The 12,999-nt window shown below is 71.2% G+C and carries 15 protein-coding genes; 5 read left to right on the top strand and 10 right to left on the bottom strand.

What is annotated here, in order from left to right:
* On the top strand, positions 1–694 hold a 694-nt coding region (locus HKK72_RS28725), incomplete at its 5' end, for a beta-galactosidase small subunit (RefSeq protein WP_261987289.1).
* 80 nt (positions 695–774) lie between these two features.
* Here HKK72_RS28725 and HKK72_RS28720 read toward each other — a convergent pair.
* The 7 genes from HKK72_RS28720 to HKK72_RS28690 form a co-directional block, all read right to left on the bottom strand.
* A complete protein-coding gene (locus tag HKK72_RS28720) occupies positions 775–2,067 on the bottom strand; it encodes a cytochrome P450 (RefSeq protein WP_187237565.1) in 1,293 nt (430 codons plus the stop codon).
* Positions 2,064–2,666 (bottom strand): GTP-binding protein, encoded by a 603-nt coding sequence (locus HKK72_RS28715; protein ID WP_410050350.1) that lies wholly within the window; start codon positions 2,664–2,666, stop codon positions 2,064–2,066. Before HKK72_RS28715 ends, HKK72_RS28720 begins: the two co-directional genes overlap by 4 nt.
* Complete coding sequence (locus HKK72_RS28710) at positions 2,653–3,012, bottom strand: DUF742 domain-containing protein (protein ID WP_187237563.1); 360 nt, start codon at positions 3,010–3,012, stop codon at positions 2,653–2,655. Before HKK72_RS28710 ends, HKK72_RS28715 begins: the two co-directional genes overlap by 14 nt.
* Positions 3,009–3,428: a roadblock/LC7 domain-containing protein gene (locus HKK72_RS28705; RefSeq protein ID WP_187237562.1), complete on the bottom strand. Its 420-nt coding sequence runs from the start codon at positions 3,426–3,428 to the stop codon at positions 3,009–3,011. The genes HKK72_RS28710 and HKK72_RS28705 overlap by 4 nt, the downstream gene beginning before the upstream one ends.
* A 100-nt stretch (positions 3,429–3,528) precedes the next feature.
* The gene (locus HKK72_RS28700) at positions 3,529–5,001 is read right to left on the bottom strand and encodes a sensor histidine kinase (RefSeq protein WP_187237561.1); all 1,473 of its coding nucleotides are present in this window, start codon (positions 4,999–5,001) and stop codon (positions 3,529–3,531) included.
* 545 nt (positions 5,002–5,546) lie between these two features.
* Positions 5,547–6,206, bottom strand: a complete 660-nt coding sequence (locus HKK72_RS28695) for a response regulator (RefSeq protein WP_187237560.1) — start codon at positions 6,204–6,206, stop codon at positions 5,547–5,549.
* Entirely contained in the window at positions 6,203–7,396 is a 1,194-nt protein-coding gene (locus tag HKK72_RS28690) for a sensor histidine kinase (RefSeq protein WP_187237559.1), read from the bottom strand. Before HKK72_RS28690 ends, HKK72_RS28695 begins: the two co-directional genes overlap by 4 nt.
* A gap of 140 nt (positions 7,397–7,536) precedes the next feature.
* Here HKK72_RS28690 and HKK72_RS28685 point away from each other — a divergent pair, with 140 nt between their 5' ends.
* From HKK72_RS28685 to HKK72_RS28670, 4 genes are all read left to right on the top strand, one after another.
* Positions 7,537–8,448 (top strand): ABC transporter ATP-binding protein, encoded by a 912-nt coding sequence (locus tag HKK72_RS28685; RefSeq protein ID WP_187237558.1) that lies wholly within the window; start codon positions 7,537–7,539, stop codon positions 8,446–8,448.
* Between the two features lie 321 nt (positions 8,449–8,769).
* On the top strand, positions 8,770–8,940 hold the full coding sequence (locus HKK72_RS28680; protein ID WP_187237557.1) for a hypothetical protein: 171 nt from the start codon (positions 8,770–8,772) through the stop codon (positions 8,938–8,940).
* Between the two features lie 28 nt (positions 8,941–8,968).
* Positions 8,969–9,754: an ABC transporter permease subunit gene (locus HKK72_RS28675; RefSeq protein WP_222721258.1), complete on the top strand. Its 786-nt coding sequence runs from the start codon at positions 8,969–8,971 to the stop codon at positions 9,752–9,754.
* 143 nt (positions 9,755–9,897) lie between these two features.
* On the top strand, positions 9,898–10,926 hold the full coding sequence (locus HKK72_RS28670) for a fatty acid desaturase family protein (protein ID WP_187237555.1): 1,029 nt from the start codon (positions 9,898–9,900) through the stop codon (positions 10,924–10,926).
* Positions 10,927–11,274: 348 nt separating this feature from the next.
* Here the strand turns inward: HKK72_RS28670 and HKK72_RS28665 are convergent, their stop codons facing one another.
* The 3 genes from HKK72_RS28665 to HKK72_RS28655 all read right to left on the bottom strand — a co-directional run.
* Entirely contained in the window at positions 11,275–11,766 is a 492-nt protein-coding gene (locus HKK72_RS28665; RefSeq protein ID WP_187237554.1) for a metallophosphoesterase family protein, read from the bottom strand.
* Between the two features lie 39 nt (positions 11,767–11,805).
* Positions 11,806–12,786, bottom strand: coding sequence for an aldo/keto reductase (locus HKK72_RS28660; protein ID WP_187237553.1), 981 nt, complete (start codon positions 12,784–12,786; stop codon positions 11,806–11,808).
* A gap of 33 nt (positions 12,787–12,819) precedes the next feature.
* Positions 12,820–12,999: fumarylacetoacetate hydrolase family protein (locus HKK72_RS28655; RefSeq protein WP_187237552.1), on the bottom strand; the 180-nt coding region annotated here is incomplete at its 5' end.

Genomic DNA, 12,999 nt, shown 5'->3' with positions numbered 1-12,999 from the left:
CAGGGCCGGCCTCGACCGGCTCGTCACCGAGCCCGGCGCGCTCACCGTCACGCCCGGCGACACGGTCGAGGTCCAGATCCCGAGCAGGGTCTCGGCGCCGGGATACCCGTCCGCCTGGTTCGACCAGGTCACCACCTACACGGTGGACGGTGCCGGGCAGATCGAGGTACGGCACCAGGTCAGCCCGCAGGGCACCGTCCGCGCGCTGCCCTACCTCGCCCGCGTCGGCTTCACGGTGAAGGCGCCGGAACGCCTCCGGCGGTTCACGTGGTACGGGCGCGGCCCGGTGGAGAACTACAACGACCGCAAGGACGGCACCCCGGTGGGCGTGTGGTCCTCGACGGTCGACCAGCAGTACGTCGACTACTACCGGCCGCAGGACTACGGCAACCACGACGACGTCCGCTGGGCGATGCTGACCGACCGGTCCGGCGCGGGCCTGCTCGTCGGCGGTGACCTCGAGGTGAGCGTGACGCCGTACGACGACCTGGACCGTGCGCTCTACCCGTTCAGCCGGGTGCACAACCCGGGCTGGAACACCCTGCACGTCGACCACGCCGTCACCGGGGTCGGCGACACCCCGAACCCGGTGCGCCCGGAGTACCAGGTGCGGCCGGACCAGGACTACGACTACACCGTGCTGCTCCGGCCGGTCGGCCCGGCGGAGGCGCGCTGCGGCCCCCCGGGCTGCTGAACCGAGGAGCCGGCGACCCGGGGAGGACGTGCGCAGGCCCACGCCGGCGTCGAGCGCCGATGACGACGATCACCGAGGTGTCATCGGCCCCCGGTGACGTGCGCCGGGGTGAACTTGACGGGCAGTGCGGACAGCGCGCGAATCTGGAAGGACGGCCGCCACGTCAGTTCCTCGGGGGCCACCGACAGCATCACGTCCGGAAGCCGGTCCAGGAGCACCTCGACGGCCGTGTGGGCGATGACCTCGCCGAGCTCCGGCGCGGGGTGCGGGCACCCGTGCTCGCCGTGACTGAACGACAAGTGGGCGTGGTTCCCGGCGGAACCCGAGTAGGAGTCCGGCCGTACCTGCGGATCGGCGTTCGCGCCGGCCATCCCGATGATGACCGCGTCGCCGGCCTTGATGCGGCGGCCACCCAGCTGGGTGTCCCGGACGGCCCAGCGGCCCAGGCTGTTCTGGCCGGGCGTGTCCTCCCACAGCACCTCGTTCAGCGCCTGCCCGGCACTGCGGCGGCCTCCCGACAGGGTCAGGGCGAACCGGTCATCGGTCAGCATCAGCCGCAGGGCGTTCCCGATCCAGTTGGCCGTGACCTCCTGGGCTCCGGTGAGCACCAGGAGGAGGTCCTGGCTGAGCTCCTCGGCGGAGAGCTGCGCGGGGTGGGCCAGCATGCGCGAGACGATGTCCGGGCCGGGACGCTCGCGCTTGGTGTCCAGCAGCTCCTGCATCGTGGCGCCGATCCCCTGGAAGGCTTCGACGGCGCCCTCCGCCCCGTCCAACGCCGTGGTGATGTTCCGGACCACGCCGGGCGCCTCGGAGTCGGGCAGGCCGAACATCTTGGCGACGGCGAGCACCGGTATCGGCTTGGCGTAGTCGGTGATCAGATCGGCCTCGCCCCGGCCGGCGAAGTTGTCGATCAGCCGGTCGGCGAGCTCCTCGCATCGCGCCTTGAGCGAGAACTGGTCGACGGCGGCGAGGGCGTCGCTGATGACGCCCACGCGCCGCTGGTGCTCGGCCCCCTCGGTGGACAGCAGGGAGGAGGGCGGGCTTCCCACGTACGGCATCAGCGGCCAGTCGGGCGGGATGCGGTCCCAGGCGTTCCAGCGGCGGGCGTCACGGGCGAACAGCTGCGGATTGCTCAGCACGTGATGGAGCTCGCGGTAGCCGATCACGAGCCACGCGGGTATGTCGCCCTGCAGCACGACCGGGACGACCGGACCGTGCTCACGTCTCATCTCCCGATACAGCTCGGCCGGGTTCTCCTGGTACCTCGGCCCGTACAGCGCCACCGCTCCGTTGTGGGCGGGGCATCCCGCGGGAGGCGCTGAGCCGGAGGGCGGCCGGGTGGTGTCGGGCGACTGGTTGGGGTCGTCGGTCATGGTGTGCTCTCCCGGGCGGAGGACAGGGCGTAGAGATGGTTGACCAGGGTGATCAGCACGGCCTTGCTGGAGGCGCGTTCGCGGGCGTCGCAGTTGATCAGCGGGATGTCGTCGGACAGGGACAGCGCGTCCCGTACCCGTTCCAGGTCGTGCGCCGGTCCGCCGAAGTCGTTGCGGGCGACGATGAACGGCATCCCGTGGTGCTCGAGGCGGTCGATCGCGTACCAGGAGTCGGCCACCCGCCGGGTGTCCACGAGGACGACCGCGCCGAGCGTTCCCGAGAACAGGCGATCCCACAGGAACCAGAACCGCTCCTGGCCGGGCGCGCCGAACAGGTACAGCACGAGTTGCTCGTTCAGGCTGATCCGGCCGAAGTCGAAGGCGACCGTGGTCGTCGTCTTGTCCTGTACGCCGCCCGCGTCGTCGATCCCGAGACCGGCCCGCGTCATGGTCTCCTCGGTGCTCAGCGGGCGGATCTCGCTGACCGAACGGACCATGGTCGTCTTGCCCACGCCGAATCCGCCGACGATCACGATCTTCAGCGCGTTGCTGGCGGTGCCCCGCAGCGGCGTGCGGGCGGTCTGCTCAGAGCTTTTCAAGTCCAACGAGCACCTGCTTCAGCATTTCGGGATCGGGTAGCTCCGCCCTGGCGGGGGCGGAGGACGGATGGCGAGCGGTGATCCGGCCGGTGTCGAGCAGGTCGCACAGCAGAATCGTGACGACGCTCACCGGCAGCTCCAGCTCCGAGGAGATCTCCACGACCGCCGTCGGGCTGTGGCACATCTGGAGGATCTTGACATGCTCGGACTGCATGCCCGGTGTGGGTTCGCACTCGCTCACGATCAGCGTGACGATGTCGATGGCGCTCTCGTCCGCACGGCTGCGCCCGCCGGTGACGGTGTACAGCCGGTCCGGGTCCTCTCTGTCGACTGGTCGGGAGGTCATCGTGGCCGGCTGGTCTGCTCTGGAAGCCGCGGTGGAGCGACCAGATATTCGCCGAGTTGCTCGACCAGCTCGTTCATGTTGTGACCGATGACGCCGACGTCGGCCTCGTCGGTCGCCACGACGGCGAGGTGGGCTCCTTCTCCGGCCTCGACGATGAACAGGAGCCCGCCGTGGAACTCGGTCATGGACTGCCGCACCCCACCGCTGCCATCGCCGAACTCGACGGACGCTCCGAAGGAGAGGCTCTGTATTCCGGAGGCGATGGCGGCCAGCTGGTCGGCCTGGTCCGTGGTCAGCCCGTACGTGTGGCAGAGCTTGAGCCCGTCCTTGGACAGCACCAGGGCGTGTCTGGCCTCGGGCGTCCTCTCGAGGAGATTCTCCAGCAACCAGTCGAGGTCACGGTCTGTGGTCTTCATCGGCGTTATGGGGCGGTGATCCGTGCGTGGTCGCCCGGCGGTCGGCCCCTGCCTCCAATCCGTTGATTTGTTCTATCCGGTCCAGCGGCGGGGGCCTGGATCACCGGACGTCGTCATGAGGAGCAGCGGAGGCGTCGCCGCCGGTGCCGCCACCACCCCGGCCGGCCTGCCGGAACGCGCTGAACCTCGCCCCGGCGTCGGTGGGGGGCTGAGTGCGCTTGGGCTGCCGTGCGCCGGCGTCCCGGGATGCCGCCGCGAGCGTCCGCCCGCGGGGGCGCTTCGGCAGCCCGGAGGCCTCGCCGGCCTCGGGCTGCGCGGCTTCCGGCCCGGCGGCCTCCCTGGATGCGGGGGCCTCCGCGGCCTCCACGGACACGATGGGCTGAGGAGACGTGTCCGCCTCGGCGGGCGTGGTGACCGCACGACCCGCTGCGGACGGGGACTGTGCGCCCACCGAGCGGGCGGTGGCCGATGCGGGGTCCCGCCCCACCTGCGTGATCAGTTGTCGCGGAATCATGACCACTACTCCCGTGCCTCCTCGGGACGAGGGTCTGAAGGAAACGGTCAGGCCGTGCTTGCGGGCCAGACAGCCCACCACCGCCAACCCGAGCCGGGTGCCGGACAGCGTGGTCAGGTCCAGCGGCTCGGCCGAAACTGCCCTCTCGGCACGGTTCAGTGCGGTGGCGCTCATGACGAGACCGCCGTCCTCGATCGTCACCACGACACCCGCGTGCACCTCCTCGACGTACACGTGCACCTGTTCTGACGGAGCGGAGAAGCTGGTGGCGTTGTCCATCAGCTCGGCGAGAGCGTGCATGATGCCCTCGGCGGCGTAACCGGCGATCGCCACGTTGCTCGTCGAGTGGATCCGGACGCGCTGGTAGGCGCTGATCCGGCCGACCGCGCCCCGCAGAATGCTCTCCATCACGATCGGCTTGGTCCAGCGCCTGCCGGACCGCGCACCGGTCAGCACCGCGATGCTGTCGGCCAGCCGCCCCGCCTGCGCCGTGCTGTGATCGAGTTTCAGCAGGTCTCCGAGGACGTCCTCGTCGTACCTGTTCTCCATTTCCCGTAGATCGGCGAGCATGCTGGTCGCCAGCGCCTGGACCCGGCCCGCGGCGTTCGCGCACGCCGACATCGCGGCGGCGCGCATGCGCTCGCCCTTGCCGATCTCCTGTGCCAGGGTCCGGAGAATGCGCTGCTGGGTGGCGTCGGCCGGCTGGGGAACCTCGGCCAGGACGGTGTCGGCCGGCAGCCCGTCACGCAGTTGCCCGACCACCGCGGGAAACGTCTCATCGGCCAACCGGGCGATGCCCGTCTCCATCACCGCGATCCGGGCGCGGAGATGGCGTACCGCCGAGAGACCGTAGGCCGCGGCCGCGACGGCGAGACAGAAGAGGATCGCCGCCGAACCGGTGGACAACGCGACGATCGCCCGCTGCGTGGCCGGTGCGGCGGCCGTCGCCCACAGGCACACGCCACCCGCGACGACGACCACTGCGGCCAGCGGACCGAGCAGGGCCCGGTCGATCGGCGGACGCTCTGCCTGACGGCGGATGTGAAGGTGAGTTGTCATCAATCAGGTCCTCGTCGACGGGGTCGGTGGCGGGCTGAGCCGGGGAGCCCTGGGGCGGCCACCGGATGGTGGGGGCGCGGGCCGGGCCCAGGCGATGTCGGCTAACCGGGACACGGGTCGTGGGACATGGCACCGGAGGGAGATCTCGGGCCTGTTCGGGTGACACCCGAACACGTGAGGACGCAGGCAGGGGAGGGAGCCGGGGGAATGGTGCCGACTCAGATATGGAAGCTGTTTGATCTTGATCTCTCGCCTCGCCTGCGACGTCCGCCCTGACTTCGGAGAAGACCTGGGCCGCCTGTAACTTTGGGGATCTTAGTCCGCCATGTATTAGCCTCGCGGGACTTTCGCGGCCTTTTTGATCTAATTCGGGTTTGTATATCTCCCGTGCCGATGTGTGGGTTGATGTGCCGGATGCCCGCCAGCCGCCGGGCCGCCTTGCGCAATGGGTACAACCCGGCGGCGAAGGAGCGACACGATCAAGGTATCGATTCCGCCGCGGCCCTCGCCCCGCTTCAGCCCAGGCCGGCGGGTGACGCGGGCCCTCAGCCCAAGGGTGCGGCGTCGCGGGTGAGCAGCGCGGCCTGCACGCGGTTGGCACAGCCGAGTTTCGCGAGGATCCGGCTCATGTAGGTCTTGATGCTGGTCTCGGTCATGTGCAGCCGGCGGCCGATGTCGGCGTTCGACAGCCCCTCGGCGACGAGCCGCAGCACGTCCGACTCGCGGGCGGTCAGGTCCTCCAGCCGCCGCGCGGCCTCGTGCCTGCGGCGGGCCTCCACCGGGGTCAGCAGGCCCAGCACCTGCCGGGTCACCGCCGGAGACAGGAAGGCGTCGCCGGCGTGGGCGGCGCGGACCGCGCCGATCAGCTCCCCCGGTGAGCAGTTCTTGAGCACGAATCCGGCCGCGCCGTTCTGGAGCGCACGCATTACGTTCGGCTCATCGCCGAAGGCGGTCAGCATCACGATCCGGACGGCGGGAGACCGCAGCCGCAGCCGCTCCGCCGCGGTGAGCCCGTCCATCACGGGCATGTTGATGTCGACGAGCGCCACGTCGACCCGATGTCGCATCGCCTGGTCCACGGCGTCCCGGCCGTTCTCCGCCTCGGCGACGACCTCGATGTCGGACGCCGATTCCAGCACGGTCCGGACGCCGGCCGTGATGAGCGGCTCGTCGTCGGCGATCAGCACGCGGATCGATCGGCTCATGATCCGCCCCAGGCACCGGCCGGTCCGGTCAACATGATGAGCGCCGCGGCGGAGAGCACGAGGGCGGCCACGCGCATCCGCGCCACCGCGGGGGATCGGGCCGGCGCCGGTTCCGCTACGGCGGGCAGCATGGCCACCAGCCGGAACCCGGTGGCGGACCTGTCGGTGCGCAGGAGACCGCCGGCGAGCCGTACCCGCTCGGCCAGCCCGGCCAATCCGTGGCCGGGACGCCCCTCGGCGACGGCGGTGCCGGCCGCCAGGCCGTTGGAGACGCCCAGCAGCAACGCGTCCGGTTCCCACTCCACGGACACTTCGACTGGCTCCTTCAGGGCGTGCTTGGCCGCGTTGGTCAGGCCCTCCTCTACGACGCGGTAGGCGGCCTGCCCTGCGGCGACCGGCAGCGGGCGGGCCTCGCCGCGATACCGCAAGGTGACCGGGCTCCCGGCGGCGCGGAACTCGTCCACCAGGTCGCCGATGCCCTCGACGCCAGGGGTAGCCTCGACTGACTCGTCGGGCTGGCGGAGCGCTCCGACCAGCTCGTGCAGCTCGTCCATGGCCTCGCGAGCCGCGCCCGCGAGCCGCGTGACGGCCTGCCGCTGCTGTTCCGGCAGCCTGGTGACCTCCAGCGCGGCGGCCTGGACCGACACGAGGCCGAGCCGGTGGCCCAGGGAGTCGTGCATGTCCCTGGCGATCCGCAGGCGCTCGCGGAGCCGTTCTCGCTCGGCGAGCAGCTCCCGCTCCCAGCGCAGCTGCCGGTTGTGCCGGTCGAGGGCCGCCACCAGCCGCCGGTGCTGGGCCAGGTAGCGGCCCACCACCATGGGCAGCGCCACGAGCACGACGAACGCGGCCGTCAGGGCGGCGGCGGTGTTGCGCTCGCCGCCCGCCGGCAGTTGTACGGCCAGGTACGCGAGCGAACCGGCGGCGACCACGATCGCACCCCATCGCGACACGATGCGGTGCCCGGCCTCGTAACTGGCGCAGACGAGCAGGGCGAACGAGCCGCCGGACACCGACGCCAGCGCCATGGCGGCCGCGAAGGCCGGGGCGGGGAACCGCGACCGGATCGCCATCACGAGGCCGACGGCGGCGGCGTAGAGGAACACCACCCAGGGGGGAAGATCCGACCGGTCGGGCAGCAGCCACACCACCTCGACGAGAACCACGACGACAGCGACAACGAGTCGGCCCATGGTCAGCAGGCTACGGCCGGACGTGGAGCAACCGTCCACTTTGGTGGGCGGGAACATCGACTTTTGTGGACGGCCTCCGGCGGCACGCGCTTCTACCGTGAAGCGCGACTCGTATCGCACTCCGAAGGCGTGATCCAGTAATGATCGAGGTACAGAACCTCAGCAAGCGATATGGCAGGACGCCGGCGGTCGACCGGCTCTCCTTCACCGTACGGCCCGGGCAGGTCACCGGGTTCCTCGGGCCGAACGGCGCGGGCAAGTCGTCCACAATGCGGATGATGCTGGATCTGGACTCCCCGACCGGCGGGCGGATCCGTATCAACGGCGGGCGCTACCGCGAGCTGCGCGATCCGCTGCGGCAGGTCGGCTTCCTGCTGGAGGCCAAGGCCGTGCACGGCGGCCGCAGCGCGCGCAACCATCTCCGGTGGCTCGCGCGGGCGGGCCGCATTCCAGAGCGCAGGGTGCGGGAGGTCATCGAGCTGGTCGGCCTCGAGAGCGTGGCGGACAAGCGCGCCAAGGGCTTCTCGCTTGGCATGGGCCAGCGGCTGGGCATCGCCGCGGCACTGCTCGGTGACCCAGGGATCCTGCTCCTCGACGAGCCGGTGAACGGACTGGACCCCGAGGGCATTCGCTGGATCCGCGACCTGATGAAGAGGCTCGCCGCCGAGGGGCGCGCGGTGTTCGTGTCGAGCCACCTCATGAGCGAGATGGCGCTGACCGCCGAGCACCTCGTCGTCATCGGGCATGGCCGGCTGCTGGCCGACCTCGGCATGGCCGAGTTCATCGAGCGTCACTCCCGCTCGTACGTGCGGATTCGTACGCCCGAGCCGGAACGGATGCGCGATGTGCTCACCGCGGCCGGCGCGCAGGTGAGGCAGGCCGACGACGGTTCCCTGGAGGCGTTCGAGACCGATGCCGCCCGGGTCGGTGACCTGGCGGCGGCGAACGGGTTGACGGTGCACGAGGTGAGCACATGGTCGGCGTCGCTGGAAGAGGCGTTCATGCGTCTCACCGCCAAGGACGTGGAGTACCGCGCGGGAGCGGCGCGATGAGCGCGGGATGCACGCGGGCGGTCCTCGGCGCCGAATGGATCAAGCTGCGGAGTGTCCCCTCGACGCTGTGGACGCTGCTGCTCGCCTTCATCTCCAGCGTCGGCATCGCCCTGATGTTCGGGCTTGTCCTCCGCGGCGCCTACGACGACATTAGGCCGGAGAGCAAGGCGTCGTTCGACCCGGTCGGCTCAGGATTCAACGGCCTGCGCCTCGGAATGATCGCGCTCGTCGTCTTCGGGGTGCTCACCGTCACGAGCGAGTACTCCAGCGGGACCATCCGGGCCTCGCTCGCGGCGGTGCCGCGGCGCGGCCTGTTCTACCGTGCGGGCTGTCGCGCAGTTCCTGCCCGACGTGGCCGGCGAGCACGCGCTGCGGCTGGTCCCACGCGAGGACGCGGTCCTCGGGCCGTGGACCGGGCCGCTCGTCCTGTCGCTATGGACCGCGGCCGCGGTCTTCGGCGGTCACGTCTCGCTGTCCCGCCGGGATGCCTGATGCCGGCGCACGAGAAGGAGGGGCGACAGTGAACGGGACCTTCCCTGCGGTGTTCCACGCAGAGTGGATCAAGATACGCACGCTTCGGTCGACGGTCTGGACGTTGCTCGTGGCCTTCGTCGTCAGCGTCGGCATCAGCCTGCTGTTCGGCCTGTCGATGCGTACCGGCTTCGACCAGATGGACGGTGAAGCCCAGGAGAACTTCGATCCGGTGCTCGCGGGTTTCTACAGCCTGACCCTCGGCCAGCTCTCCCTCGTGGTCTTCGGAGTCCTGCTGGTCGGCTCCGAGTACACCAGTGGGACGATCCGCGCCGCGCTGGCCGCGGTACCGCGGCGCGGTCTGTTCTACGGCTGCAAGGCGCTCGCCGGGACGCTGCTCGCGCTCGGTTTCTCGCTGGTCACCGTGTTGGTCACGTTCTTCGTGGGGCAGTGGGCGTTCGGCCCGCACGGCACGACGATGGGCGCCGACGGAGTGCCACGCGCGATCTTCGGCGCGTGCATGTACATGACGCTGATGTGCGCGTTCTCCATAGGCGTCGCGGCGATGCTGCGAAGCACGGCGCTCTCGCTCGGCATCATGATCCCCTTGCTGTTCCTCGGCTCGCAGGGCCTCGGCAACCTGCCGGGGGTGCGGAAGGTCGCGCAGTTCCTGCCCGACCAGGCCGGAGCCGTCGCCATGCAGGTGGTGACACCGGACGAGTCGTTCATCTCGCACCGTGACTTCGGCCCCTGGACCGGCCTGGCCATCCTCATCGCGTGGACCGTGGCCGCGCTCATCGGCGGATACCTCGTGCTGCGCCGCCGGGACGCCTGAGAACACGGCGTGATAGGCGGGGGACGCGCGGGGGCCCGCGACCTGCGAGCCAGTTGTGATCTACCCCCTCAGGGTGGCGACTTATGGACAGCCGGTCGCATACGTTTGGGCCCTCTTCCCCACCCGAAGCCGGAGGACCCTTTATGCCGGAAACGCTCGCCGTGCCCCGCGACCGCAAGGGTACGAGTGACTTCAGCCCGCTGGCGAGACAGGTCCGCGCCAGCGGGCTGATGAACCGACGCACCGGCTACTACTCGTTCTCCATCGCCGCGAACGTGCTGGCCACCGCCGCCGTCTGGGTCGCCGTCGCCGTGATGGGCGACACCTGGTGGCAGATCGCGCTGGCCGTGCCCGCCGCCCTGCTGTCCACCCGTACGGGCTTCCTCGGGCACGACGCCGGCCACCTGCAGATCAGCCGGTCGGCCCGCACCGGCCGGCTGCTCGGGTTCCTGCTCGGCAACCTCATGATCGGGATGAGCCATGGGTGGTGGATCGACAAGCACAACCGCCATCACGCCAACCCCAACCACGTCGACAAGGACCCTGACGTCGCCGCCGGCGCCCTGGTGTGGACGCCGGAGCAGACGGCCGAACGGCAGGGGCTGATGCTCTGGGCGGCTCGCCACCAGGACCGGCTGTTCTTCCCGATGCTGCTCCTGGAAGGGCTGAACCTGCAGGTCACCAGCGTCCTCGAGTTGCGGAAGCGGTCGCCGCGGGTGCGGGCCGTCGAGGGCACCCTGCTCGCCGTGCACGCCGTCGGCTATCTCGCACTTGCCTTCGGCCTGATGTCGCCGCTGCACGCCGTCGTCTTCATCCTCGTCCACCAAGGGCTGTTCGGGCTGCATCTGGGCTCGGCGTTCGCGCCCAACCACAAGGGCATGCCGATGCCCGGGCCGGGAGAGCGCTGGGACCATCTGCGCCGGCAGGTGCTCACCTCTCGCAACGTCCGCGGCGGCCCGGTCACCGACTGGATGCTGGGCGGCCTGAACTACCAGATCGAGCACCACCTGTTCCCGAGCATGCCGCGTCCCAACCTGCGCAAGGTGCAACCGCTGGTGCGCGAGCACTGCGCGCTGGTCGGCCTGCCGTACGCCGAGACCGGGCTGGTGGACTCCTACAGCAGGTCACTTCGCCACCTGCGCACCGTCGGCACCGCGTCGCCCGCCGAATGATGTCGCCGGCCGCATGATCCCGTATCGGGGCCGCGAGTCTCGGAGCGGCGACGGCGGGCCCACCTGACCCACGGCCGCCCGGCCGGCCGGAACTCCTCCGGCCGGCCGAAGCTCACGCCGCCCGCCTGGACGGCGGGAGCCCGGCCTGGTGGTCTATCGCGGCCGCGGCGGCTCCTCCGGGTCGGCCGGTGCCACGCCGCCCCCGCCCGGCGCCTGGTGCGGCCGCCGTGGAGCTGCCCGAATCCGATGAACGTGACGAGGTGCTCGACCTCCGCGACACCGGGCCCCGCGAGGAGGCGGGGCCGCCCGGCCGCGATTCCACGGTGCCCGCTTAGGAGCCGGGCGCGGTCAGGTCACCGGGACGATCCGCGCCTCGACGAGCCGGCCCCCCTCGATGGTCAGCAGGCCGAGTGTGCCGTGGGGCTGGCGGCGACGGTCGGTCGGTGAGCCGGGGTTGAAGACCCGCACGCCGTCGCCGGTCTGGTCGAGCGGGATATGGGAGTGCCCGAACACCACGAGATCGGCATCGGGGAACCAGCGCCGCATCCGCCGGGTCCGGCCGGCCGCCGCGCCGCTGTCGTGCACCATCGCCACCTGCAGGCCGTCGAGATCGAGCTCCAGCCGCTCGGGCGCGCCCCAGGTCGCCACGTCCGGGCCGTCGTTGTTGCCGAGCACCACGCGTACCGGGGCGTGAGCGGAGAGCTCGTCGAGCACGTCGGGCGTGCACACGTCGCCGGCGTGCAGGATCAGATCGGCCCCGGGCAGCAGGGCCGCCACCCTGGGCGGGCACTCACGCCAGCGCCGGGGCGCGTGCGTGTCCGAGATCGCGACGACCCTCATGCCCTCATCCTGCCCGCCACGGCGCGATCCATCGCGCGATCACGCCGGTGTGAGCTCGTCCCACAGGGCGTCGGGGATTTGCGTCGCGGCCAGTGTCAGGTCGGTGGTGATCTCGGCCGGGGTGCGGGCGCCGACGACGATCCCGGTGACGGCCGGATGGCGCAGCGGGAACCGCAGGGCGGCGGCGGCGAGCGGCACTTCGTGCGCCGCGCACCGATCGGCCATCCACCGGGCCCGGCGCAGCACCGCCTCGGGAGCCGGCGCGTAGTCGTAGTGCGCGCCGGGGCGGGGATCGGCCAGCACACCGCTGTTGAAGACGCCCGCGGCCAGCACCCCGACACCGCGCTCGGCGCACAGGGGCAGCAACTCGTCGGCGGCGCTCCGGTCCAGCAGGCTGTAGCGCCCGGCCACCATCACGCAGTCGATGTCGGTCTCGGTGACGAACCGGGCGAGCATCGCGGTCTGGTTCATGCCCACGCCGATGGCGCGCACCGCACCCTCGTCGCGGAGCCGGGCGAGCGCGGGGTAGGCCACACCGGCGGCCTCGGCCCAGTGCTCGTCGGGGTCATGGATCAGCGCGATGTCGAAGGCGTCCAGACCCGACCGCTCCAGGCTGTCGGCGAGTGACCGGTAGACGCCCTCACTCGTGTAGTCGCGCCTGCGGACCAGCGGCGCCCCGTCGTGGAACGACTCGGTGCCCGGTGCGGTGCGGCCCGGCTCCAGCAGCCGGCCCACCTTGGTGGACACGACCGCCTCGGCCCTGGCCGCCGGGTCGAGGCCGGCCAGGAAGGCGCCGAGCCGCCGCTCGGCGCTCCCGAGCCCATAGTGCGGAGCGGTGTCGAAGTACCGGACGCCGCCGGCCCAGGCCGCGGCGAGCGTGGCCTCGGCCGCGTCGTCGCCGACCGAGCTGAACAGCCCGCCGATCGGCGCCGTGCCGAACCCGATTCGCGACACCGTCACGCCACGGCGGCCGAGCGGCACCCGGGCGACGACGCCGCCCGGAGTGCCCTGGCCGCTCATCGGATCCGCCCTCTCATCAGGCGCGGCCGGCCGTCAGGCCTGCCCGATGACGTGCCGTTGCCGGCCGAGCCGGTCGATCTCCACCTCGACGACGTCGCCCGCCGTCAGATAGGGGATGTCGTCGGCGCCGAGGGCGACCCCCGCTGGCGTGCCCGTGTCGATGACGTCGCCGGGTTCGAGCACCATGAACTGGCTGAGGTACCACACGACATG

This window comes from Actinomadura sp. HBU206391 (assembly GCF_014323665.1).
In the GTDB taxonomy this organism is placed as follows: Bacteria; Actinomycetota; Actinomycetes; order Streptosporangiales; family Streptosporangiaceae; genus Actinomadura_C.
Note: the sequence above shows the minus strand (reverse complement) of the source record. Positions and strands in the feature narration are given on the sequence as shown.

Bases quoted from the DNA above. Each gene is read 5' to 3' on its own strand.
- HKK72_RS28720 (WP_187237565.1), bottom strand. From the start codon at position 2,067: ATGACCGACGACCCCAACCAGTCGCCCGACACCACCCGGCCGCCCTCC.
- HKK72_RS28710 (WP_187237563.1), bottom strand. From the start codon at position 3,012: ATGACCTCCCGACCAGTCGACAGAGAGGACCCGGACCGGCTGTACACC.
- HKK72_RS28705 (WP_187237562.1), bottom strand. From the start codon at position 3,428: ATGAAGACCACAGACCGTGACCTCGACTGGTTGCTGGAGAATCTCCTC.
- HKK72_RS28700 (WP_187237561.1), bottom strand. From the start codon at position 5,001: ATGACAACTCACCTTCACATCCGCCGTCAGGCAGAGCGTCCGCCGATC.
- HKK72_RS28695 (WP_187237560.1), bottom strand. From the start codon at position 6,206: ATGAGCCGATCGATCCGCGTGCTGATCGCCGACGACGAGCCGCTCATC.
- HKK72_RS28690 (WP_187237559.1), bottom strand. From the start codon at position 7,396: ATGGGCCGACTCGTTGTCGCTGTCGTCGTGGTTCTCGTCGAGGTGGTG.
- HKK72_RS28685 (WP_187237558.1), top strand. From the start codon at position 7,537: ATGATCGAGGTACAGAACCTCAGCAAGCGATATGGCAGGACGCCGGCG.
- HKK72_RS28670 (WP_187237555.1), top strand. From the start codon at position 9,898: ATGCCGGAAACGCTCGCCGTGCCCCGCGACCGCAAGGGTACGAGTGAC.
- HKK72_RS28665 (WP_187237554.1), bottom strand. From the start codon at position 11,766: ATGAGGGTCGTCGCGATCTCGGACACGCACGCGCCCCGGCGCTGGCGT.
- HKK72_RS28660 (WP_187237553.1), bottom strand. From the start codon at position 12,786: ATGAGCGGCCAGGGCACTCCGGGCGGCGTCGTCGCCCGGGTGCCGCTC.